At 41.5% G+C, this 25038-nt stretch carries 13 protein-coding genes; 10 read left to right on the top strand and 3 right to left on the bottom strand.

The window, feature by feature from the left end:
- Positions 1 to 40: 40 nt before the first annotated feature.
- The gene (locus tag BWD42_RS18855) at positions 41 to 1834 is read right to left on the bottom strand and encodes an alpha-L-fucosidase (RefSeq protein WP_077437964.1); all 1794 of its coding nucleotides are present in this window, start codon (positions 1832 to 1834) and stop codon (positions 41 to 43) included.
- Positions 1835 to 2103: 269 nt separating this feature from the next.
- Between BWD42_RS18855 and BWD42_RS18850 the strand changes: the two genes are divergently transcribed.
- The 3 genes from BWD42_RS18850 to BWD42_RS18840 all read left to right on the top strand — a co-directional run bounded on the left by BWD42_RS18850 (position 2104) and on the right by BWD42_RS18840 (position 8728).
- Entirely contained in the window at positions 2104 to 5190 is a 3087-nt protein-coding gene (locus BWD42_RS18850; RefSeq protein ID WP_077437963.1) for a SusC/RagA family TonB-linked outer membrane protein, read from the top strand.
- A gap of 98 nt (positions 5191 to 5288) precedes the next feature.
- Entirely contained in the window at positions 5289 to 6842 is a 1554-nt protein-coding gene (locus BWD42_RS18845) for a RagB/SusD family nutrient uptake outer membrane protein (RefSeq protein WP_077437962.1), read from the top strand.
- Positions 6836 to 8728: an alkaline phosphatase gene (locus tag BWD42_RS18840; protein ID WP_077437961.1), complete on the top strand. Its 1893-nt coding sequence runs from the start codon at positions 6836 to 6838 to the stop codon at positions 8726 to 8728. The genes BWD42_RS18845 and BWD42_RS18840 overlap by 7 nt, the downstream gene beginning before the upstream one ends.
- Before the next feature lie 98 nt (positions 8729 to 8826).
- Here BWD42_RS18840 and BWD42_RS18835 read toward each other — a convergent pair whose 3' ends face one another.
- Positions 8827 to 10290, bottom strand: a complete 1464-nt coding sequence (locus BWD42_RS18835) for a hypothetical protein (protein WP_139351214.1) — start codon at positions 10288 to 10290, stop codon at positions 8827 to 8829.
- Between the two features lie 307 nt (positions 10291 to 10597).
- Between BWD42_RS18835 and BWD42_RS18825 the strand changes: the two genes are divergently transcribed.
- Positions 10598 to 11698, top strand: a complete 1101-nt coding sequence (locus BWD42_RS18825; RefSeq protein ID WP_077437958.1) for a Fic family protein — start codon at positions 10598 to 10600, stop codon at positions 11696 to 11698.
- A gap of 37 nt (positions 11699 to 11735) precedes the next feature.
- Here the strand turns inward: BWD42_RS18825 and BWD42_RS18820 are convergent, their stop codons facing one another.
- Positions 11736 to 12827, bottom strand: coding sequence for a DKNYY domain-containing protein (locus tag BWD42_RS18820; RefSeq protein WP_077437957.1), 1092 nt, complete (start codon positions 12825 to 12827; stop codon positions 11736 to 11738).
- Between the two features lie 830 nt (positions 12828 to 13657).
- Here BWD42_RS18820 and BWD42_RS18815 point away from each other — a divergent pair.
- The 6 genes from BWD42_RS18815 to BWD42_RS18790 all read left to right on the top strand — a co-directional run bounded on the left by BWD42_RS18815 (position 13658) and on the right by BWD42_RS18790 (position 25013).
- Positions 13658 to 15394, top strand: a complete 1737-nt coding sequence (locus BWD42_RS18815; protein ID WP_077437956.1) for a hypothetical protein — start codon at positions 13658 to 13660, stop codon at positions 15392 to 15394.
- A gap of 79 nt (positions 15395 to 15473) precedes the next feature.
- Positions 15474 to 18893: a DEAD/DEAH box helicase gene (locus BWD42_RS18810; RefSeq protein WP_077437955.1), complete on the top strand. Its 3420-nt coding sequence runs from the start codon at positions 15474 to 15476 to the stop codon at positions 18891 to 18893.
- A gap of 19 nt (positions 18894 to 18912) precedes the next feature.
- Positions 18913 to 19623: a hypothetical protein gene (locus BWD42_RS18805; protein ID WP_077437954.1), complete on the top strand. Its 711-nt coding sequence runs from the start codon at positions 18913 to 18915 to the stop codon at positions 19621 to 19623.
- Positions 19624 to 19653: 30 nt separating this feature from the next.
- Positions 19654 to 19968: a hypothetical protein gene (locus BWD42_RS18800; protein ID WP_077437953.1), complete on the top strand. Its 315-nt coding sequence runs from the start codon at positions 19654 to 19656 to the stop codon at positions 19966 to 19968.
- A gap of 135 nt (positions 19969 to 20103) precedes the next feature.
- Positions 20104 to 23355, top strand: a complete 3252-nt coding sequence (locus BWD42_RS18795; RefSeq protein WP_077437952.1) for a SusC/RagA family TonB-linked outer membrane protein — start codon at positions 20104 to 20106, stop codon at positions 23353 to 23355.
- A gap of 137 nt (positions 23356 to 23492) precedes the next feature.
- The gene (locus BWD42_RS18790; RefSeq protein ID WP_077437951.1) at positions 23493 to 25013 is read left to right on the top strand and encodes a RagB/SusD family nutrient uptake outer membrane protein; all 1521 of its coding nucleotides are present in this window, start codon (positions 23493 to 23495) and stop codon (positions 25011 to 25013) included.
- Positions 25014 to 25038 lie beyond the last annotated feature (25 nt).

The raw sequence follows: 25038 nt of genomic DNA, 5'->3' as shown, positions 1-25038 counted from the left end.
TTTTTGATGATTCTTATGAGGGACGTTTATACTAAATCGGTTAATTTTTTGTTTTTTCCAGCCATAACCAATTAAACCATAGTGGAAGCTGCTGTTGACTTTTGTACGTTAGAATATATTTACCTGGTTTGTCAAATTTTAATGTTCCGATACGTTTTTCCACAAATTCTTCGGTGTAGTTGTTTTCATTTGGTTCGACAACCATTTTGTTAGTTGGTTCAAAACTTCCGTTCAATTGTTGGCTGGCGACGCTAATTTCGAAGGGAATATTTTCTTTATTGGGATTGTGCGCAGAGAAATCTATCGCATAAGTTCCGGCCTCTGTAACCGTTACTTCCCAGTCGATCTTCGTATTTCCGGTGAGGATGGCGTGGGTTGGATTTTTCCCATTGTAGCGTACTATTTTCAGTTCATTGTTCAGACTATTGGTTGATTTTAGGGAAAAGCCACCAAAAGTCGATTCCGGGACGGTATTTTTGTCCAGTTCCAAGGGGCCATCGAAGGTCAATTTTACTTCCGAGACATAATGGTCAGGCTGGTCTCCTGGTAAGTCAATATGTATTGCGCTTAATTTCTGTTCGTAGTTCAGGGTCGTTAAATTGTTTCCCTTCATCAGCGCGATATTGGACGGTTTGGATTTTATACCTGTAATACGAAGTTTGTGGTCTAGAGGCCAGTTGAACACATGCGCATAGACAACGGTTTTGTTTTGTTCTGTCTTTGTGGTCAGGTAACCCCAGTCAAAATGGTTGTTTTTTAGCGCAAGGCCAGTGCCACCATAGATGCCTTGGCCGTAGGTATTCAGCCAGGAGCCGACATCGTGCAGACGGCTGACACTTTCGTAAGGGACAGTACCATCGGCGCGAGGACCAATATTTAACGTGAATCCGCCGTTGAGACTAACGTTTGAAATCAATGACTGAAAGATCTGACTGGTGGATTTCCATTCGTTTTCCTGTCCGTTGTAGCCCCAGGAGTGTGCGATCGTGCCCGGCGTCTCCCAAGGATGAGCGATATACTTGCTGCCAAACTGATTGTCGCCAAGGGTTTCGAAATCTACATTTTCGGCATCTGTCGGAAGACCTAGACGTGAATTGATCAGGCAGTTTGGTTGCAACTCGCGGATCAATTTTACGACCTGAAGCAACTGTTCTTTTTTGATAATGGATTTTTGGTAGGGGATCCACATGTCAAACCATATCAGTGAAATATCGCCGTAGTTGCTCATGAGTTCACGCAGCTGGGGGATTACCTTTTCCTGCCAGTATTGATTATATTGTGCATCCGTGACATGTCCGGACAATTCTTGCTGATGATTCCAGCCATAGGGATGCTCCCAGTCGATCCAATGTGAGTAGTAAAAGCCAAGTTTCATATCATGTTTTTTACAGGCAGCTGCAATTTCCTTGATCACATCGCGGTTAGAGCCGCTCAATTTGGGCAAACTATAGGTGCCGACTTTCGTATCCCATAGCGCTACGCCATCGTGATGTTTGGTCGTGATGATCATGTATTTCATCCCGGCCTCCTTTGCCAGGAGTACCCACTTTTCCGGATCGATCTTGTCCCAGTCAAAGCGTTTGGCTAGACTACCATATTCTTCTTTCGATACGCGGTTGCGGTAGCGCAACCATTCCGCATAGTTGTTCATATACCGTAAAGGCTCTCCTTTCCACATGCCCTCGGCGGCGCTGTATAGCCCCCAGTGGATAAACATGCCAAAACGGGCATCTTTAAACCAGTCTGCCTTCCCCTTGTCCTGAGCAAAGAGTCTTGTTGCGGCGCTGAGTAGTAGTAAAGATATGAGTGCGATTCGTTTGAGTCTTGGTATCATAAAGGTTGTTATTTTTTGGATGACAAGATAAGTAAAAAAAATTACTATATCCGATTCTGTTCGAATACAAAAGGTTCATAAAAAAGGATGCTAAATCGAATTTTTATTATGTACATACATTTGATGACATAAAAAAAAATTTATATTTTTATGAAAACCAAAAAAAATATACCAATTAAACGAACTGAAGGCGGGTTTACATTTTGTTAATATGATATTAAAATTTTGATAACCCTTAATTTCTACTTTCGCCACACATTATCAATCATATGAATAAATTTCTAATTCTACCACTCGCGCTTGGGATTGCCTATCAGGGACAAGCATTCCCCGTAAAAAAGCCTTTTTCTGCCATCGTTGGAAGCAGTGTCTTTCAGGATCAGATTAAAGGAACAGTTGTCGCGAACAATGGCGTGCCTGTTGCAGGAGTAACAGTTAAAAACGTTCAATCAGGAAAAACAGCAGTAACCGACGCAAATGGACAGTTTCAGTTGTCAGCCAAACAGGGCGAGACGCTGCGTTATAGTTTTGTAGGGTACAAGTCACTGGATCAACAGGTGACAGGTAATAGCTTGTCAGTAACCCTGACAGAAGACGCCAGTCAATTGGAAGAAGTCGTGGTGGTTGGTTATGGTACGCAACGCAAGAGTACAGTTTCAGGTGCTGTTGCTACAACAGATTTGAAAGGTACAAACAGCCGTTCAATGGCGGGAATAGGGGAAGTGCTTCAGGGGAAGACACCCGGTGTTACGGTAACTGCTGAGGGGGGAGACCCAACGTCTAAACCGAGTATCAATATCCGTGGTATGGGCGGTATCAATGGTGAACAGCCTCTATACGTTGTTGATGGGGTACTTCAGGCACGGGCTCCGGAGCTCAACCCCAACGATATTCAGGATATTAGTGTGTTGAAGGATGCGGCAGCAGCCGTCTATGGAGCGCGTGCTTCCGGTGGTGTTATCCTGATCACAACAAAAGGTGGTAAGAACGGTGATTTGAAAATTGATTTTGAAGCGAAATATGGCGTACAGAAAGCGCATAACTTGATCAAAGCGCTGAATGCAGCAGATCGTGCCATGATCTCCAATCAGGCGGCCGACAATGCGGGCGTAGCACGCAACCCGGCTTTTGATGCAAGCAAATATCCGGATGGACAGATCACCCGTACCGATTGGGTGGACGAAATTTTCCGTACGGCACGTGTACAGGATTATAATCTGTCGGCGAGTGCAGGTAATGAAAAGTCTTCTTTCTACACCGGCTTCAACTACCGAAATGCCGAAGGTATATTGATCAATACGTATTCTAAACGATATAATTTCCGTGTAAATTCACAGACCCAAGTGACTCCTTGGTTGAAGTTGGGTGAAAATATATCCTACTCCTTTACCAATGGACAAGGTGCCAATACAAGTTCAGGCTATACTGGGGCTGTATTATCCGCCATTCACTATCCAAGAAATGTATCTGTATATGATGCCGCAGGTAAGTTCTCAGGACTCCCCGTGGAGTATGGGCCAGGCACTTATGGTGATGTAATCAATCCGGTAGCTTACTTAAGCCGATTGGATGTCAATAATCCCGTACATAACCTATTGATCAATCCCTATATTGAGCTTAAATTGCTTCCGGGCTTGAAATTTAGATCAAACTTTGCCTATACAAAGCAATTCACCGATTTCAAGGAATTTACGGCACGTATTCCGGAAATTGGAAAACCCAATATGTCCAATTCGCTCGCCGTTAATACCAATCGTCTGACAGATATCTTGACTGAACAGACATTGACCTATGAAAAAGATTTTGGTCTGCACCATTTCGACGCCCTAGCAGGATATATGTATCAAAAAACAACAAACAGCTACCATAATGTTATCGGCGAAAACTTTGATGATGAGGCTAAAAACTACCGTTACTTAGTCAATGCTGGACGTATTCAGCCAGTCGTTGATGGGAAGCTTGAGCAGGCATTGATATCATACCTTTTGCGGGTAAATTACAATTACGATAACCGTTATATGTTGACCTTGATCGGCCGTCGGGATGGTACTTCATTGGTGGCAAAAGATAACAGGTTCCAAAATTATGGTTCTGTATCCGGTGCCTGGGCAATCCACCGCGAGGCATTTCTTTCGGATTCCGAAGTAATCAATACGTTGAAATTAAGAGGAAGTTATGGTATTTTAGGTAATTTAGGAACGTTGAGCTCTACGGCTGTAAGTCCATTATTACAGCGTGTAGACAATTGGGTTGGTAAAATACCAGCGTTAATGCCTGGATATGTTGAAAAAATCATGGGCAATCCTATCTTGACCTGGGCGCAATCGAATCAGACAAATATTGGTTTAGATATCGGTGTATTAAATAATCGTTTGACCCTGAATGCGGATTATTTCGTTAAGCGGACAGATCGGATGTTGATGGATATCGCATTGGCAGGGACAACTGGTTTGGAGACCAAAACTGTCAATGGTGGACGTGTTACGGACAAAGGAATTGAACTTGCTGTAAGCTATAGCAGCAAATCAGACGCTGCTTTCCAATATGATATTTCAGCTTCAGTCAATAAAATCACCAATAATGTGGATTATTTAATTGACGAATTTCCAAAAATAACCTCGCAGGTTGACTATCGCGGCATCCTGAAACCTATATTGACCGAACCAGGACAGCCACTGTATTCGTACTATGGCTTGGAAACTGCAGGTCTATTTAGGTCCAATCAGGAGGCTGAGCAGTATAAAGGCAGTACTGGGACCAAAATACAACCTAACGCCCAGGCCGGGGACATGAAATTTGTGGATCAAAACGGAGATGGCGTAATTGATGATAAAGACCGCGTGTTTTTAGGAAGTGCCTATCCGGATTTTAATTACGGACTGACCTTCAATGGTAGTTACAAGAACTTTGATGTCAATATCTTTTTCCAGGGGGTACAAGGGAATAAATTGTTCAATGCCTTGAAATATACAGGTTTAAATGCGGCGTCCGGACAACCTTACAATATGTTTGAAGAGATCAAGAATGCGTACTCAGAGAGCAATCCAAATTCAAATATACCACGTGTATCGGTAAAAGATCCGAATGGCAACTTCTCCAATGTGTCGGATTTTTATGTGGAAAATGGATCGTATCTACGTTTAAAGAATTTTTCCCTGGGATATACATTGCCACAAGAACTAACACAAAGATATAAAGTGCAGAAATTACGGTTCTTTGCTTCGGCGACCAATCTGTTTACCGTGACGAAATATACGGGAATGGATCCTGAGGTCGGAATGAACAATTTTGGTGTGGATGCGGGCCGTTATCCGCAGTCACGTACATTTATGTTGGGAGCAGCTGTCACTTTTTAATCTCAAATTTGGATAAAATAAAGGATGATACAGCTTTTCAGGTCAGTGAATCGAATGATTAAACCTGATTGTCCTGTGAATATTAAAAAAATACTCCAATGAAAAAAATAACTCGAAATATATGTTTTGCCCTGCTTTTAGGAAGTATGGGAATGTCTTTTCAATCTTGTACCAACAAATTGGATATCCTGCCAGAGGGGCCTCCGTCAAAAGCAAGTTATTGGAAAACGAAAGAAGATGCAATAAAAGGGGCCAATGGGCTCTATTACCTCTATGATGAAGAGGATTTCTATGGCCGTGGATTTGCCTGGTTTTTGAATGCCAGCGACGATATGGTCACCGGAAGAAATAATGCGCAGGCGGAGAATATCCGCACCTTTAACAGCAATTACATCGGTGGTGGCTACACCGAATCACAATGGCAAATGCGCTATGCGATTATTAAACAGGCCAATGATATCTTGCGCTATGTTCCTTCGATCTCCATGGATGAAGCGTTAAAGAAACGTATCCTGGGCGAAGCCAATTTTAATGCCGGTTATATGTACTTCCAGCTGGCTGCGAATTATGCAGATGAACGAGCTGGCGTTCCTATCGTTACTGTTGAAAATATGGATAACGAAAAGGCTACACCGAGAGCGGCCAATATCGAAGAAAATTATCGTCATATAGAAAAACTGCTGAAAGAGGCTGCTGATCAACTGCCTTTTTTCAGTGAACTGGGAGAAGCGGATTATGGCCGGGCGCATAAAGTGGCAGCATGGGCGGTGCTTTCCAAAATGTACCTGTATAAAAAAGATTACAAAAATGCCATTATCTATGCTGATATGATCATCAACCAAGGTAAACGTGGACTTGAACCTACTTTTACAGATGTCTTCAAAGCTACGAATAACTGGGGCCCTGAATATATCTGGTCTGTCACGAGTACAGCAGCAGGGACAGACGGCTGGGGATCTATTTTACCGGGTGTAATGCTGACCAATGGTGCCTGGGGCTTATACAATGGTTGGGGATACTATATGCCAACGAAAGAGTTGTATGATTCGTATGAAGCTGGTGATGCACGCAGAGAGGCGACAATCTTGAAGCCAGGGGATAAATTTACGTTCTTCGGTAGCGAGCGGATATTCACTCCGGCAAGTTCCGCGACCTGTGATATGCAGTTCAACAAGTACATGGAACCTTTCTCGCATGTAAATCCAGTGGGTAAACATGTGAGTCCAAATGGAAATCACATGGCCACGGATCTGAATGTGCCTTTGATCCGTTTTGCAGAGATCTTATTAATCAAGGCCGAAGCTTCGATTATGCTCAATGGTACCGGAGCGGGAGATAAAGAATTGAATATGATCCGTAAACGTGCCAAACTGATTGAAAAGACGGGCATGACTTTGGCTGATCTGAAACGCGAACGCCGTAATGAACTGGCCGGCGAATTTGCAGACCGTCACCGCGATCTGGTACGCTGGGGTGATGCACAGGATACCTACGCCAAGCCACTTCATACCTATGCGATGAAGAATGGTTCAGGCATGCCTGTCGAGTTTGCAGGTCGTAAATTTGATCCGAAAATTCACCATGTGTGGGCCGTACCGCGCAGGGAAGTGGATAATAGTGCAGGTTTGATTAAACAAAATCAAGGATGGTAAACGTTCCAAAAGTCTTCCAAACTAAATTGGGTGGCTTATTGATCATCGCGAGCTTGTGCGGAGGACCTCTGGGGTCTTCCGCACAAACACTCAATGAAAAATTTGAGCAACTGATGTTCAGCCGGGAGAAAGAAAAGGCGGGAGCTACTCCTTATGCTGGCCATAGTCATAACGATTATTGGCAGAGTCAGCCTTTCTATACGGCCTATTATGCGGGTATGCAATCTATTGAAGCGGATATTTTTCTGCGCAATGGTCAATTGATGGTTGCGCATGATGCAAAGGAAATCAAAACGGAGAATACGCTTAACGCGCTTTACCTGGATCCTGTTGCTAAGCTATACCGCAAAAATGGCGGAACTGCCTTTGCAGATAAATCAAAACAGCTTCAGCTTCTGATTGATGTGAAAGAAAATTATAAACAGGTATTGGCCATTCTTGTCAAAGCACTTGAACAATATGGCGATCTGTTCAATCCGCTTAAAAATCCCAATGCCGTTAAGGTCATCGTGACCGGTGGGCGTCCCAAGCCAGCGGGATTCAAGGATTATCCCAAATGGTTGTTTTTTGATGGGGAGGTTAACTGGACTTATGATGCAGCGAGCCTGGCACAGACCGGATTGATCAGTGCGGATCTGAAGGATTATACGGATTGGAATGGTAAGGGATTACCCGAAAATGTTCCGGCAATCAAAAAGGCAATCGCCAAAGCAGATTCACTGGGACTCCGTTTTCGTTTTTACGGAACACACGACAGTCCCAATGCCTGGCAGCAGCTTATCAATCTCGGCGTGTACTGGATCAATACTGACCATCCAAAGACCTTGGAATTATTTCTCGATCAGCGCGAACGTTCATCTTTTCAATCGGCAAAACCGCAGACAGTCTATACACCCAGTTATCAATATGATGGTCAGGACCGTAAGGTGAAGCGGATTCTGCTGCTTATTGGAGACGGTATGGGGCTGGCAGCCGTTAAAGCGGCAACGCTGGCCAATGGCGGTGCACTCACCATGACACAGATCAAGACAGTTGGACTTTCACAGACCGAGGCATTGAATTCGGATAATACGGACTCCGCCGCCGGAGGTTCAGCCATTGCGGTGGGGCAGAAAGTAAATAATCGTGCTATCGCCGTCGATACCACTGGAAAACCCTTACCTAGTGTCGCTGCGGTACTTGCTGATCAGGGCTGGAAAACCGGCGTGATCAGTATCGGTGATGTGACCGACGCTACGCCGGCAGTTTTCTATGCCCATCAGCGGGAACGGAATGAGAGTGAATCCATTTTGGGGCAATTCCAACATTCCACCATGGATTTTATCCTGGGCGGAAAGCCGGGATGGCTGGAGAAGAAAAATGACTGGAAAGGATATACCGGTGTTTCGATCGTAAAAGATCAGCTCAATCCATCTGGCGGAAAACAAATTGTTTTCCTGTCGGACGAACTTGTAAAGCCCGTCAAAGATGGTCGGCCGGCGATTTTAAAACAGTCTATGCTGGATGGCATAAAGTTTCTGTCCCGGGACAACAAACCATTTTTTCTGATGGCTGAATCTGCGCAGATTGACTATGCTGGCCATGCAAATGACCTCAAATATTCGGTCATGGAAACATTGGATTTTGATAAAACTGTAGAAGAAGCCCTCAAGCTAGCCGATCAGGATCCGGAGATGCTGGTTGTAGTAACGGCTGATCATGAAACCGGGGGAATTACATTGCTCGATTCAGACCGGAAATCAGGACGTGTGATGGTTAATTTCAGCAGCAACGATCACACCAATGCATTCGTTCCTGTATTTGCGTATGGAGCGCGCTCGTTTTTATTCCGTGGTGTATATGATAATACAGCTATTTTCCATAAACTATTGGAAGCTGTGAAATAAAAAAATAATTTCCTTTACACTTTTCGCCCCGTTTGTGTGTTACAACACAACGGGGCGTTTTTTCTGGCGATCACCGGATGTTGTTCAGGTACCAGCTCTTACTCGCGGTACGCTTTTCCGGTATAAATATCTATATAATAGTAATTATCTTTATTTTCCGTATCTTTTTCCCGTACCAGGCCATTTGAGCTGATCGTGTTATAACTTTTGCTTCCGATCTGCTTTTTTGTTTTATTATCGTACAAGGTGTAGGGGCCATCTTGCTGTGTCTGTAAGGCAAATATCTGTTGTTTGCCGTCGAGGATCTCGATATGTCGGAAATCTGGCAGTAGATCCCATGTTTTGGCGCCCGCATTCCAAAGCCCCATCGTTGGATCCTGTTCCCCTTTTTTGATGTTGATCAGGTAAAGTGCTTCGGTTTGATAAACGTACTTAATTTTCCCCGTTTTCCAGCCTTTTTCAAGGGTGTTCTTGGTAAACAACATATGCTTATCCGGCCAGACCAGATCACCCACTTGATCCAATATAAAGAAATCCTTGACGTTGATTTTATCCAATAAATTGCCATCCTTGTCAAGATACAGCCAGTCATAAGCCCAGACCTCATGGTCATAATTAAACCTTCCCAGAATAAAGTAAGGCGAGTTGTTGACAGAATACAGGAGTGAGGCTTCTTTCAGAAAAGCAATCTGTGCGGCAGTAGCCTGTTTGATCTGTGTTGGAAGCGCTTTGTCATATTGTGGGAACGCGTAGATCTTTCCGGAACTATCGTCTTTTAATAATTTTGGAACTGTTGGTGCAAAGCGTTCCTGATTAATGGAATCCAATTGCAGGAGTTGCCCCTTCCAATGCAGGTCTATCTTATCCACAGCGATCAGATTGGATGAAATAGGCCGCTCATGTTGGATATCGTAAATTTCAAAACGATTTTCAGCTACAGGAATATAACGGCCATCTTCCAGGATCAGATCAACTTTGGTGCTGAGCTTTTTTAAATGCTGATCTTTCAGTCGATAGAGGTTTCCATTTAAGACAACATGTTGGTCGTCCAAATGGTATAGGGCCAGACTGTACTCGTTCTCGTCGTAAGGAACATCTTTATCCAATAACACCTGGCCGGTTTCCAATACCCGGATTTCTACTTTGATGTAGGTAGCTGTTTTTTTTATTCCACCACCTAGGATATTCCAATCCCAATTCCAGAAAGGAAGGTTTTTTTCATGTTCCTGACGTTTCATAAGCAACGTCACCTGGCCTAGTGTTTGTAGCCCGAGATCGGTATCCGAATAATTTTCGATAAACTCGCCCTTTGAATTAATTAAAGCCTGCTGATTTTTTGTATTTGAAACGATGGCATAACCTGTGGGGGTAAAAAAATCGGCATGGGCGAATTTTTGCGGCAATTGCTGACGGAGCGCACTGTCCGAATAAACGAATTGTTTGTCTTGAGTCTGCATTGGAATCCAATGGATGGGTTTCAAGGCTGGATTTATGGTGGACTTTTGTGCACAGGCTGTCATACAAAGCACGCTTATTAAACCTATTAGTGTTGATCTGATCATTTTTTTCTTTTTTATTGAAATCGGTTATCGTCAAATGGGCTGCGGAAACCTAGCTATTTTTTACCCTGCCAATAAAGCGCTTTCGAAGGATTTGTGCTACCTATTGTAATCCCTTGGCTAAAGTAGGCGAAAATTGGCGTTGAAAAAATAGCCGAATTCCGTGATTATGAATCGGATTGGTCAGTTACTGGACAGCCATATAAAGTCCGTTTGTTCCTGTATTATTTTTTCGATGAGCCGATTAAATTGGTTAATCGGCTCAAAATTTGCTTATATTTGAGCCGATTAGGGTTTAAAATCGGCTCAAATGTATAATTGGCAATATAAAGAATGGCCCCATTTCAGCTATAGTATCGAAGAGATTCTACCTATAGCTGTTGCATTTGCTAAAGAAATGGGAGAGCTAAAAGGTTTGTTAACAGGATTAAATGCGGAACTAAAAAAGGAAGCGTTTATGGAGATTTTGATCGTTGAGGCAATGAAAACTTCAGAGATCGAGGGCGAATATATGAGCAGAGCGGACGTAATGTCCTCCATCAAAAGAAATCTCGGTATTAAAGACGACGTAGTCGTTCATGACCAAAGAGTTACTGGTGTTGCGAAATTGATGACAACCGTACGGGAGAGTGCGGTAAAAGAATTAAGCGTCGATTTGATCCAGCAGTGGCATGCCATACTTATGGCAGGATTTCCGAAAATTAATACAGGAGTATGGCGTACCGGTGATGAACCTATGCAGATAATTTCCGGCTCATATGGTAAAGAAGTTGTCCACTATGAAGCTCCTCCATCAGTTGTTGTACCAAAAGAGATGGAGCAACTTATTCATTGGTTTAAATCCTATGAAATTAAAGAGTCGGAGTATATTATCGGCGCCCTGATCAAGACAGCTATTGTCCATTTGTATTTTGAATCTATTCATCCCTTCGAAGATGGAAATGGACGGATCGGAAGAGCGCTGGCAGAATACACTTTATCCAATACGCTACAGACCCCTGTCTTGTTGTCGATATCAAAGACTATTGAAAAAAATAAGCAGGCTTATTATGAAAATCTAAAAATTGCTCAGGCTAGCTTGGATATCACAGGTTGGATAGGCTACTTTACCCAAGTTATTTTAGAATCTCAAAAAGAAGCAAAAGAACTGATTGAGTTTACAGTAATAAAAGCAAAGTTTTTTGATCGAAACCGGGACTTATTGAACGAGCGACAGATGAAAGTTATTAATCGCATGCTAGAACAGGGGATTGAAGGATTTGTCGGTGGCATGACAGCAAAAAAGTATATGTCCATTGCGAAAACCTCAAAAGCTACTGCAACAAGGGATCTGCAATACCTGCAAGAGCAAGGTATAGTTGAACAAATTGGGCTTGGGAGATCTGTACATTATGAACTTATACTTAGTTAGACGACCGATATTAAACTAATAGATTCAAGCAATACCATTATTTCTTCTCCACCGGAATAAGCTCCGCTCCACCCGCTTTGGGGCGGTACCAATACTTATGTCCCAGATCATCTTCAAAATCATGACTTGTTTCAGATTTATCAACCACCCTGAAACTTTTGACATCGGCATCTCTGAAGATTTTATCGCCGACGAAAATATGCTTGGCATCTTTAGCAACGGCACGCTTGAGCACTTCAAAGGTTTTTGGGTCGGCTTCGGACAGAAGCTGTTCGTTATAATAAATATGATTTTTGTCGCCGGACCAGAAGGAGTTCCCGCCAATTCCTTCCAATATTTTGAAGCTTTCGGCATCCACATCTGCGAAGGGAAAACGCTTTCCCCCTATGATAACCAATTGATCGATAATAATTGATTTTCTGTCCAACAATCTGATGTTATTGGCCGTGGGCAAAGCCGTTTCGAGTACACCTATGCCTTGATAAGGTTCGTAATACAGCAGCTTTTTGCCATCCAAAATAAGATATTCACTGTTGACAACTTTAACTTGATCTGTTGTATACTGGAGTGGATTGATGCCTTTCTGTGTGACTACGTAGAGCCGGTTTTTATCTTTTACAAAATTTTCATTCAAAATTTCGAATGTCTCATAATCGACGTCTATCGGTGAGGACTGGTAGAAATAGTGTGTTTTGTCTTTGGAGAGGGACTGAAGTTGATCATAGAGCGTGTTGTATGTTTCGGGATCCGCGCCCTTCACGATGGTAAGCTGTTGCTTGCTGCATGCGCCTGTCGCTGATGGAAAGCCCGTGAAATGAAAGACGTGATGTTGATCCACCGGTATGTTTTCCTTGAGCTTAAAGGTCTTTGCGTCTACGAGCTGTTGCGGGCAACCCATAAAATAGATCGTATTTTTGTCGCGTGCATAGACAGTTTTAATGACAGAAAAACTGCTGATATCGACGTCCATCTTTCTTGAACCACGCTCAAAATCATTGCCGCCCGGAATAAAGTAAACCGTTTCTCCTTTTTTATAGTAATCTTCGGACAACGGACTCATTTGCTTTTTGCAGGAAAAGAATAAACCGATGCAGGCACTGATCATTCCCATCTTAAAAATATGTTTCATACTTCCTTGTTATCATTTGCTCCATGACGACGTACTATCCGAGGTATTTTCGCTTTTGTATACTTACTCCCACTTAATTTACCTTAAAAATACGATGGGTTTGTATCACATGGAATAAAGGTTTACGATTCGCTTATCGCTATTTATGATCCGTTGACGATATAGACTGTAAACTTTCCGCTCTTTAATTATCTCCTGCACAACCCATGCTTAATCCAACCATAAGTTAGTGAATATTTTTGCGATTTAAATAGCTTGGCTCGAAGATCTCTCCGGCCGGATAAAACGTGTTTGCTGTATAGTTACAGTATAGTTATAGTATCGATTAAGTATTGATCATTTAGCTTAAGGCAGATACCTACCATACGAAAGCATGTGAATAGCGTGACGGAGACTTGAGGTATGCCTACGGTTGCTTAGACGCATGTGATTCGAAATGACACTATTTTTTTTTAAATAATAATTGTGATTAATATTTTTAATTTATATATTTGTATATATAAACTATATTTTTGTATCGTAATGGTGTTTTGGAATAATCTGTAATACCAATATTTATCTGTTACTTTGCCGGCAGACAGGTCATTATTCTTCACAATCAAGTGAGATTTCGATGCAATGTTTTAGGTCGATTGCCGACCAGTCTTAAAATAAACCAAGGTGCAAATGTATATGTATCTTACCTGTTGATTTTCCTATTTAATCACCTTGGTTGTAATTTCTATCTTTTTTACAAAATACTGTTTGTTATTTGCAAGAATAGTCTTTAACTGTTTATTGTTCTGAAAGACTATTTGTTGTGAGATTTTACAACCATTAAATCATTTATTATGGAAATTAATAGTCAGTTGATTATTGATCGCTTATCTAAACGTATGGATCTCGATCGGGTTTATCTCGTTAAGTATGCATTTTTGGATCAAGAATATCAACACTTAATTTTAGCATTAAAGCCCGTGAGTGGGCTTTCGCATAAGGTATTAAAGCCTATTGTGGAATTATGTCTAATCGACCAGGAACCTATTTCATTTGAATTGATTTTTACGCCCGAGCTGAAGAACAAGATCAAGATCGGTAGCTTATTCTATTGTTATGCAGTTTTACCTGCGCACGAGATTTTTAATTCCTGCGGTAATACTACGGTGACCGCCAAACAGAAAGAGTTAAGGGGGATACTGGATCTATCCGAAAAGCACTATCAAAAAGTGCTGATTACATCTGGAGAATTTTTAGAAGGAGCACAGACATTTGCGGATACTGCAAACTATCTCCGGGCATTGTTTATGGTACATCAAAGCTTGGAAAGCCATTTGAAATTGCTGCAAATCGCCGTGGAGGGGAAAGGAAATAATGTACATCGCCTAGACAGCAGGATAAGGAGTCTCGATACACACTTCTCGATGTTCAAAAAGGTATTTATGGGGGAAGACGAGGCAGAGCAAGAGCGCTTCCGCCTATTGGATAGTTCCTTTAACGCAGTCAATCAAAATAAAGATCTGGCTATTTTGGCTCTTGATGCCTCCTGGTTATATGAGCATTGTATCGCGATGCAAACTGCAATAGAGAAACTCTTCCGTTACTTTACGTCAGCATTGCAGAGCGAATATGAAAAAAATATGGCGGCTGAAGCTGCCATTCAGGCGGAGCTCGCCCAGGCTAAATTGGCCAAAGAAGAAAAAGTCAGAATTACACAATCGAAAGCGCTAATAGCAGTGCCTACTTTTCAGGCATTTCCCTGGCCGTCACATGATCAGTCCGATATCCAGCAGCTCCTCCATCAGATCTGTCAGGAACATCAGCCCGAACAGATCATGTTGCTCAACTATTATGTGAGCAATGTCCCTGGAACCGGATTATTCGATTATCCACCAAAAGTCATCGGCGGTGCAACACTATACCTAACAGTCATTAAAAAACGGATTGGAGCGGCTTATTTCCGTCAAGTTTCTTTCGGTCGGGCGACAGCAGTTATTTCCTTTTTAAGCAGCAGCTTTATCGCCGCGAAATTGAATAAAGGGAGTCGCTTCTCCCAAACGATCTGGAATGAATCTGTTGTCCTTTATCGCAACCCAGGCTATAAGCCCACGCATTCGCTAACTCCGGTAAATTGGTCAGACGCACTGGTTAAGACAACAAATGCCTGGATCCGCAATTCAAAGCTTATGCAGGATCTACAGGCTGTACTTTCTGATACCTGTTTTTCCAGCAAACAATTGGCGGTGCTGTTATTAAACCAGTTGGTCTTGATTGGATTACATAGTTATCTCTACCTGCGGATCGGTTATGCGCCAATGAAGGCAACAATAGCTGAGCTGATTGAATGGACCTGTACCTGTGATAAAAAAGTAAGTGAATTTTTTGTATCAAATGAACCTTTTGAGGACATCTTGTACCAGGAAATATTAAAAGACATGAAAGGTAGGGTATATGAATTGTCTCCAGAACTGGAGGAACTGGAGATGGACTTCTTTAAATCCAGTGCCAATCGGATAACGACCTTTTTTGCTGATCTATGCGAACAGAGTTTAAGGTATATGGAAAGGAAATCGGGGATTAAAATAAATTGAAGCTTACCATAAAAGACTAGATGCTCATCTACGCAGGCTAGATTTATAAAAATAAGCCATCATAACTAAACATAAATCAATGAAAAATGAATTAGATATAACGATACCATGGCAAAATAAGCATGAAAAATCCCTATCTATCGTTTATCTGAAAAGATTTTTTAACGAAAAGTCTGCAAGACTATCTTGGGATTTTAAAATAATACTCGAAGAGAGCGTTTTTAATAATAGGTATGTGTTCGAAAGTTTGTATAAGGAAAATATTCGAGTCCAGATTACATTGACGGCCGATCATTTGAAAGCGAACTGTTCATGTGGGAGCATGAACACGACATTATGCGAACATGTCTATGGTTTATTGCGTGAAAAACTAAGTGGGAATAAATATTATTTTTCTCATTTATACGATCCGAAATGGTTTTTACCCCAGCCTGATCAACGTGAACTATTTGGTTTATCTCTTAAAGATGAACATCGGAGAATAACAAAAATTGAGATCAACGCAAAAGCAGATTATGGGAGCATTTATGGCTTTCATGGAGCATCCGAATTATGCTATGCTGCCAGTAATAAAATTTCTTTCTTAGAACCTACGGTTTGTAGGTCGGAAGGTAAGTTTATTGTGGCAATTCCGATAAATAATACGATTGATCAACTACCTTTTTTACTTCCATTTTTAAGTGGAGAAAAGAAAAAAGTTGTCTTCAAAGAAAGCTATCTCTTAAAGGATGACCTACCACATCCGAAACATCTTACCTGCCAGGAGATGATGCTTGATGCCATAGCAAAGAAGATGTTGCAGTTAGGATCTTTCGCATTTAATATGGTCAGATCAGAGGAACCTTCATTACTTGAACAAAGTGAGCGGGCGTATCGAATAATGGATTTATGGAGAGATCTCATTTCGAACCAATGGGATCGTGATGAAGTGATCTTTTTCTATTCCCATACGAATAATTTTGGCCTAAGACATTGCCAATTCCGATATAGAGCTGCTTCCAATCAAATGTATAAATTGAAAATTGCTAATGGTGATTTTAAGCTTAAGATTCAAGTAGTAGAAAATCAAAAAGGGTTATTGATGGAAGTGTTGCCATATTACAAGGGTAATCTGTTAAAGAAAATCAAGTTTTTGAGCGATGTACATAGTTTCTTTGTTGAATTAAATTCCAAGTATGTACTTTTTATTGACGATATGCAAATCGGAAAACTTCTAAATCAATTTAGGCATTCCGAATTCAAAATTTTTGTGTTGCGACAAGACATCCCTAAATTTTACGAAGATATATTGCGTCCAATAGCGCAATACTTCCCGATAGTGTATGAAAATGAAATGGTCAAAGATCACGCCGCAACTAAAGAGACAATTGAGGCGACAAAAATATTGGAGGTATCACTTCAGGATGATCTACTGCTATTGAAAGCATCCATAGATTTTGGGACAGTTACCCTGCCCATTGTGGAGATGCCTAGTACAACTGTTTTAACCTATGTTGATCATGAAATTCGCGTTCAAGAGCGAGACACTGACGATGAACTGGCCTTTAGCAATTTTGTTAAAAGTCAACATGAATCTTTTGAAAAACAGGCTTCCCCTCATACTTGGGAATTGAGAACGTCTCTAATTGCTCGAACAAATTGGATAAAAAACCTTCGCAAAGCATGTCAAGATCATCAGATAAAGCTTAAACTTATAGGACTCGTTCAAGGATCTTATTACTATCCGTTCTCTTTGAAATGGGAAGTGGTCGAAGTGAAATCTCAATCAAATTTGTTATATATCAATATAAAATTTAGGCTGGGTAAACTAATATTGGAACCTAGTCTATTTGAAGATTATCTATTTGAAAAGAAAAATTGGTTCAAGGTAAATGGCGAAGATCATGTTTATATCAGCGATTCTCTGAAATCTCTTTTTATCCCCTTATTTGCTCAGGCACGCGTAGACGATCCATACATTATTTTGACTTCGGCACAATTGATCTCATTTCAAACGCAATTGGAAAAAATAGATCCGAAGATTATTAACGATAGTACAAGAGAACGGCGGGATAAATTAGCCAATATGACCGAAATTCCTTTATTAGATGTTCCGGATACGGTCAAAGCAACGTTGCGTCCCTATCAATTGGTTGGTTTTAGTTGGCTGGGATTTCTACAAGAATTTCAATGGGGTGGTATTCTGGCGGATGATATGGGACTTGGAAAAACATTACAAGTAATTACTTTATTGGAATATTACTACCAAAATAATCCGGATGCGGATCCTTCCATTGTTGTTGTTCCTAATTCATTACTATTCAATTGGCAAAACGAAATTAAAAAATTTGTTCCGCAGCGGCGTTATCATATCTATCATGGCATAAAAAGAAAGGACCAAGAGACGTTAGCAAAAGCATCAATTGTGCTGACAACCTATGGGACAGCGATGACAGACTTTTCCTTTCTTCAATCCCAGTCATTTAGTTATATGGTTTTGGATGAGTCTCAAATGGTAAAGAATCGAAATTCTAAAAGATTCGAATATTTATTTTCTATTAAAGCATCATTTCGGATTGCAATGACCGGTACCCCAATTGAAAATGGCATTCAAGATATTTATGCACAAATGACAATGGTCAACCCTGGTTTTTTTGGGAATTACAGAAATTTTAACAAGATGTTTAAGTCTATGGGAGAGGGGGAGGGAATGGATGTGTCACTCATGAATTTGCAAAAGATGATTGCACCATTTATTCTGAGAAGGACCAAAAAGCAAGTCGCAATAGATTTACCTGATAAAACAGAGACGATTTTGTATTTGGATATGCAAGAGGGGCAACGGAAAATCTATGATAGCTATCGAAAAAAATATCGAGAGGAGATTGAAGAAAATTTAAACAGTGAGGAGTCTACAAAATCCAAGTTCTTAGCTATAGAGGCCCTACAGAAACTACGGAAGTTGTGTAATTCTCCTGTACTAATGACAGATGGTGATTTCGCTAATAACTCCATAAAATTGGATTTTATTGACGAAATCATGGAAGAGGTAGCTCCAAATCATAAGATTCTTCTTTTTTCATCTTACACGTCTATGCTTAAGCTTGTGGCCCAACGGATCGAGAAGTACAATTTAGGGTATACCTATCTCGATGGTAAGATGAATCAGGAACAAAGACAGTCTGCAGTTGAGAGATTTCAAATTGAAGATACCTGTCGTGTTTTTTTGATTAGCTTAAAAGCTGGTGGAACAGGTCTGAACTTGACTGCGGCAGACTATGTTTACATTTTGGATCCGTGGTGGAATCCCGCTGCTGAAGCTCAGGCAATAGATCGTTGTTATCGTATTGGCCAAGACAAACATGTCATGGCCTACAAGATCGTATGCCGAAATTCTGTCGAAGAACGAATATTGGAACTTCAGGCCATTAAAAAGAGAATGGCCGAAGGATTAATTTTAGATGAAGCGAATCTCATGAAGTCTATTAGTAAAGAAGAATTACTTAAATTATTCGAGTAACCAATTATAAACCTAACTTATGAGAACCGAATTAACAACCACAGCTTCCTACGCCGGAATGATGTATTCACAAGATTTTCAGTTATGGTATACGTATTTCAAGCGGAGGATAGAAAAGAAGTGGCGGCCTGAAGAACTTTCGTTCTTACTGGGCAAGCCCGATCATGCCTATATCGATTTTGAGCGGATGTTTCAAGTCGAAAAGTTTTTAACACAGGAATCTATTTTACTGGATCGGATATATGCGAGTTCGCGCATAGAAGCCATGGAATTTCATCGCCAAGAATTTGAAGTTTCCCAGGAGCGTTTGGTACGTTTTAGGATCGAAGAAGATGAGCTGAAGTGGAATTATTCCATAGAGGTTCCCTGGATCTTTTTAACCGGGAAAAAGAAGCTCGCTCTACCCGAATTACAATTTGAGGAATGGAAAGCAGAAAAGGATCTACAACTCGAATCGGACGCCATGCTCCATGTTCGACAGAAATTGGACGTATTATTGGACAGTAATTACTTTGAACATGGTGCTACAGCACTGCAAATGTTTCGTAAGGTCGAACATACTGGTCTTGTTCATTTGCAGATTTTTCCCCGTCACCTTAAAAATGTCCTATATGGCCTTATCCAACAAAACAAACTCGTTGTCAGAAATATAGAAAATAGCTTTTCTTTTTTCTTAACGGATTCTCAGCAAGCTAGTCGCAAACAGTATTTATTAAATGGCTGGCGTTGAGTAAAAAAAACTATCATTATATTTATCCCAATGAATAAAATGATTCCCGAACATAAAACAGCCATCGTACCAGCCCTTCTAAAAGGAATAGCTGGTACGATAGCTGTTTTTGCTGTTTTGACAGCGCTCTCGTATCAGAATCAACTGCCTGTAGATGGCAAACTGGTGATGGGATTTCCATGGGAGTTCTATTCAGAAGGGACGGGCTATAATCTTGAACGTGATGAATATGCCAGTTTCGAAAATTTTAAACCATTCAAACTGACGGGTAATATCCTTTTCGCAATGGCTGTCTATATGCTATTGCGGCTGTTGCTCCGTATGCTTGCTAAGAAGGGTAGCTAAGTGCTTTTATTGTTATCCTTTTGTTAAGCCTGTTTTATATGCTAACGCGGTTTAGTTAAAAACTATTAACCTTTTATTGATACTGCCTTCATATTGCATTTGTAACCTTGTACCCATAAATCAAATGCACTACTTATGAAAATTAAAGCCAACAATGTCTTTTGGTTGTTATGTGCCATTGCAGCGAGCTCATCGGCTGTTCAAGCTAAACCTCTATCGCTAACCAAACCACATTTCTTACAGGTACAGCATCCCGTTAGCGGCCGTGTGGTCGATGCACAGGGCCATGCAGTGTCAGGAGCAACAATTCAAAATTTAAAAAGTAAAAAGTCCGTTCAATCCGATGAAAAAGGAAACTTCCATATTGATGCGGAGGTCGGTGATAGACTCAGCATCTCCTATGTCGGCTTTAGCAATCTTGTCCAACCTATAGCCCAATCCAATGGGCAGATCTTCGTCCTACAGACCAATGAAAATACGCTTGAAGAAGTGACGGTTTCCATCGGCTATCAGAAAATACGGAAGTCCGATGTTACCGGTGCGATCGCAAGTGTAAAAGCAGAAGAGCTAAACCTCAGTGCACCAAAACTATCTCAGGCTTTAGTTGGTAAAGTAGCAGGTGTGCAAGTGATGCAAACAAGCGGGGCTCCGTACGATGGAACCAAAATGCGTGTCCGCGGTATGGGATCGATCAACGCCGGTTCGGATCCCTTGTACGTCATTGATGGTTACCCATCTGGAAATAATTTAAATATTAATCCCAATGATATTGAATCTTTCGATGTTTTAAAGGATGCTGCTTCTGCAGCGATCTATGGATCGCGTGGGGCTGGCGGGGTCGTATTGATTACAACCAAACGTGGCAAGGAAGGTAAAAGTCAGGTGGATTACGAAGTATTGGGAGGCTTTGGTCAGCTTTCCAAGAAAATAGACGTCTTAAATTCAGAACAGTTTATTGATCTCCTAATTGATGGGCGTAATAATTCCTATAAAGACCTTTTGGCCGCAAAAGGGATCGCTTGGAATGACAGTAGGCGCTTTGATGATAATAAAACGCGTATCGCCAATGTCGGAAATGCCGGCTCGGTGAGTATTCCTGAAGACTATTATGACTTTGCCACCGGTACAGCAAAAAAAGCGAAATATGATACGGATTGGCAGGATGCTTTATACCGTAATGCACCTTTCCAACGTCATAATCTCTCTACCTATGGCGGTAACGAAAAAAATCGCTACTTCCTGAGCGGCTCGTATCAGAATCAGCAAGGGATCATGCTTGGGACTGATCAAAAAGTCTTTAATTTTCGCGCCAATATTGATAGCAAGGTAAGCAAGAGATTGACCGTCGGCGCGAATGTTTCCTTTACATATAATGACAACAACGAGGTGACGACAGGGCGTTACGACAGAAGCCCATCAATGGCCGCATTAATTTATTTGCCAACCCTCCCTGTTTATAACGAAGATGGAACCTATGCCAAATACCTGATGGCTGATCTGTCGGCAAATAACTTTGGTATCCAGAATCCAGAAAACCCACTGGCCTATGTTACTGAGATTAAAAACAACCGCCGTGGAAAGAGGGGGATATACAATGTCTTTGCCGATTTTTCCATTATTGATGGCCTAAATCTTAAAGTAAACGGTGGCCTGTCTACTTATGACGAGAAGTATGATTATTTCCGTCCGACAAGTATATCCGATGGAAACAACAAACCGTTTTCACCACAGGCAATTTCTGCAGCCTACGCAGATGCCAAGACAAAAAATGAACTGGATAAATTGCTGGAAACAACATTAAACTATAACAAGACTTTCGGTGAGAAACATCAGGTATCTGCTCTATTGGGTTATTCGGCTCAACGAACAGATTACGATTATCAAGGTGTACGGGCCAACGGCTTTAATAACAATGCGATTGGGGAAATTACCGATAAAGGAGCCGATCCTTCTAATTTCCAATTGCTAAAAGACGATACGTTCAAACGTACGACAACGCTCCAGTCTTATTTTAGCCGCGTAAACTACAGTTTTGATTCGAAATATTTCCTTTCGGCGTCCATTCGTACAGATGGTTCCTCGCGCTTCGGGCCAAATAACAAATGGGGAACTTTCCCATCGGTTTCAGCTGGATGGACGCTCTCCAAAGAGGAGTTTTATACGGATTGGTTAGGACAACAATCGACAGTCAAACTAAGAGCGAGCTGGGGACGTAGTGGAAATAATAATATTGGTGATTATCGTGCGATATCCATTATTAATTCGCCGGCGGGAGTTATTCTTGGTGATAAAGTGGAAACTTCTTATACCGCAGGTGATCTACTCGATCCAAAATTGGGCTGGGAAACAACTTCGCAATACAACGCCGGTCTAGACCTCGGTTTGTTAAAAGGCCGACTCAACATTATGACCAACTTCTACCTGAGCCGTTCCTTTAATTTATTATTCAATCAGCCACTCTCCGCAGTCTCTGGATCAACTACGATCTTGACCAATCTGCCAAATTCAAAGGTGCAGAATAAAGGTTTTGATGTGCAGATTGATGCAACACTGATTCGAAAAAATGAATTTGAATTGGGATTCAGCGGAAACATTAATGTCAACAGAAATAAGGTGCTTGATCTAGGAGGTGCTTCTACCATCTTGACGAATGGCGCTGAACGCTCTTATCTAACGCATATCACACAAGAAGGAAGTCCGATCGGTATGTTCTATGGTTTTAAAGTTCTCGGTGTTGCAACGGAGGAAAACTATAAAACTGTCGCACCTTCAGCGGCTTCAACAACGCCACTACAGCCTGGAGATCTATATTTTGAAGATGTGGACGGCAATGGTATTGTCAATGATGCCGATAAACGGGTGATCGGCAATCCACACCCTAACTTCACCTATGGCTTTGCCGTCAACGCACGCTATAAGGCATTTGATCTACGCGCATCATTTAATGGCTCCCAAGGGAATAAAGTGCTGGATGGCTATGATTATTACCTCTACAATATGGAAGGCTCCGGCAATCAATATGCCGATGTGGCACAACGCTACCGTTCGGCTCAAAATCCGGGAAATGGAAAGGTTTACCGTGCATCGCGTGGCGGTACGCAAAGTAACAGTACACGTCTCTCGGATTTTTATCTGCAGGACGGTTCATTCTTGCGTATGACAAATATTGCTTTGGGTTACAATCTTCCCAAAAGCCTCGTAGAAAAGTTAACACTTTCTGGCCTAAGGGTCTACGCTACAGTGGACAATGCATTTACGATTTCTAAATATAAAGGCTACAATCCGGAACCGGATTATAATCAACGCGGCAACCTGACTCCAGGTGTGGATTATGGACTTTATCCATTGGTGAGATCGTATAACCTTGGTGTGAAGGTAACGTTCTAATAGTAGGATCCAGGAGCTATTGTGCATATAGGCATATTAAGGAAAAATCCCTTTCAATAGCTTCGTCTTTATAGATAATAACCTTGCGAACCCTCTCTTTGAAATGAGGTTGGCAGGAAAAAATAAAAAATAACAGGATGAAAAAAAGATATATATTACCCTTTGTTTTGTTGGCATTGTCTTCATGTACCAAAGATTTTTTAAATCAGAAAAATCCCAATGCCGTCACGATCGATGATTATTTCAAATCAGAAAACGATGTACTGCTGGCTGTCAACGGGCTCTATCAGTCCCTTCGCTCAGGAAGTACACTCGGTGAATCGAGCACTTTATACAATGAAGAACGTTCGGACAACTCAGGACGTAATGACAACCAGTCCAATGCCGGGGAGCCATTCCAGTTCAATGACTTCTCGTTGCTGCCAAGTAATACCTATCTCAAGACACATTGGTCTGCCATGTATGCTGCCATCAGCCGTTGTAATGTGGTTCTTTCACATGTCGATGATGTGACCTTTAACAGTGCAGAGCTAAAAGGACGTTATATTGCGGAAGCCAAATTTGTACGTGCATTATTATATTTTCATATGGTACGCAAATTTGGCGATATTCCCTTGTCGACCGTACAGGTGACCAGTAAGGAACAAGCAAATGAATTGGCTTTCCGTCAGAAAGAATCAATTGTGTATGAACAGATCATTAAGGATTTAACGGAGGCTTTGTCCAGCAATCTTCCCAATACCCAAAAAGATTATGTCATCGGCAGAGCATCTAAAGCGGCCATTAATGCAATTTTGGGTCAAGTATACTTGACGTTGGGTGCAACGCAGACTTCTGGGCGGACAGAGAATTTCATGAAGGCTGAACAGTACCTCAATGCGGCTTACCAAATGCGAACTTTTGGCAAGCTAAACGAAATTCCCTATGCGGATGTTTTCGATGTGAACAAGAAAAATAGCTGTAAAGAACTTGTTTTTCAGATTCAGTATAAACAGGGAGACCAAAACTATAGCTCGAGTATCGCCCGTAATTACCAGGCGCGAGGAGAAACCATCAATTCACGCTACAACTCGACAGGTGCTGGCGAAGTCGCTAAATTGGACCTGGTCAAAGATTACGAAAAAAGCGATATCCGAAAAGACTTCTCTGTGAAATTTGCGACAAACACACAGGTTAATGATTGGTTTGTGACCAAATTTAGGGATAATAGTGACGCTGCGGGTACCAATGGCTGGGGTGGAAACGACTGGATCTTGATCCGTTACGCGGATGTCATGTTATTATTGGCCGAGGCGAAATATCGTTTAGGTAAAGACGCAGAAGCAATTGCGCTATTGGATCAGGTACGCGAACGGGCTGGGCTGCCTTCATACGCTGCATCAATCCTAAATAATGAATATCGTACGAAGTATCCGACATTAAAGGAGGCAATTCTGCACGAGCGCCGTGTGGAACTGGCTTTCGAAAATCAACGTTGGTTTGACTTAATCCGGAACTATAATCCACAGGAATTGGTGACGTACTTTAAAACTAAAAATCAGGCGGATTATGGCAATGCTAAAATCTCCAATATATCCACAAAAGATCGGTACTATCCAATCCCTTTCGATGAATATAAATTGGATCCGCAACGTATGTATCAAAACCCAGGTTATTAATAGTATCGGATATGACAGGTTCGCC

Source organism: Sphingobacterium sp. CZ-UAM (assembly GCF_002000245.1).
Classification (GTDB): domain Bacteria; phylum Bacteroidota; class Bacteroidia; order Sphingobacteriales; family Sphingobacteriaceae; genus Sphingobacterium.
The sequence above is the reverse complement of the archived record's forward strand: the minus strand, read 5'-3'. Positions and strand labels throughout refer to the sequence as shown.

Bases quoted from the DNA above. Each gene is read 5' to 3' on its own strand.
- BWD42_RS18855 (WP_077437964.1), bottom strand. From the start codon at position 1,834: ATGATACCAAGACTCAAACGAATCGCACTCATATCTTTACTACTACTC.
- BWD42_RS18850 (WP_077437963.1), top strand. From the start codon at position 2,104: ATGAATAAATTTCTAATTCTACCACTCGCGCTTGGGATTGCCTATCAG.
- BWD42_RS18845 (WP_077437962.1), top strand. From the start codon at position 5,289: ATGAAAAAAATAACTCGAAATATATGTTTTGCCCTGCTTTTAGGAAGT.
- BWD42_RS18840 (WP_077437961.1), top strand. From the start codon at position 6,836: ATGGTAAACGTTCCAAAAGTCTTCCAAACTAAATTGGGTGGCTTATTG.
- BWD42_RS18835 (WP_139351214.1), bottom strand. From the start codon at position 10,290: ATGATCAGATCAACACTAATAGGTTTAATAAGCGTGCTTTGTATGACA.
- BWD42_RS18825 (WP_077437958.1), top strand. From the start codon at position 10,598: ATGTATAATTGGCAATATAAAGAATGGCCCCATTTCAGCTATAGTATC.
- BWD42_RS18820 (WP_077437957.1), bottom strand. From the start codon at position 12,827: ATGAAACATATTTTTAAGATGGGAATGATCAGTGCCTGCATCGGTTTA.
- BWD42_RS18815 (WP_077437956.1), top strand. From the start codon at position 13,658: ATGGAAATTAATAGTCAGTTGATTATTGATCGCTTATCTAAACGTATG.
- BWD42_RS18810 (WP_077437955.1), top strand. From the start codon at position 15,474: ATGAAAAATGAATTAGATATAACGATACCATGGCAAAATAAGCATGAA.
- BWD42_RS18805 (WP_077437954.1), top strand. From the start codon at position 18,913: ATGAGAACCGAATTAACAACCACAGCTTCCTACGCCGGAATGATGTAT.
- BWD42_RS18800 (WP_077437953.1), top strand. From the start codon at position 19,654: ATGAATAAAATGATTCCCGAACATAAAACAGCCATCGTACCAGCCCTT.
- BWD42_RS18795 (WP_077437952.1), top strand. From the start codon at position 20,104: ATGAAAATTAAAGCCAACAATGTCTTTTGGTTGTTATGTGCCATTGCA.
- BWD42_RS18790 (WP_077437951.1), top strand. From the start codon at position 23,493: ATGAAAAAAAGATATATATTACCCTTTGTTTTGTTGGCATTGTCTTCA.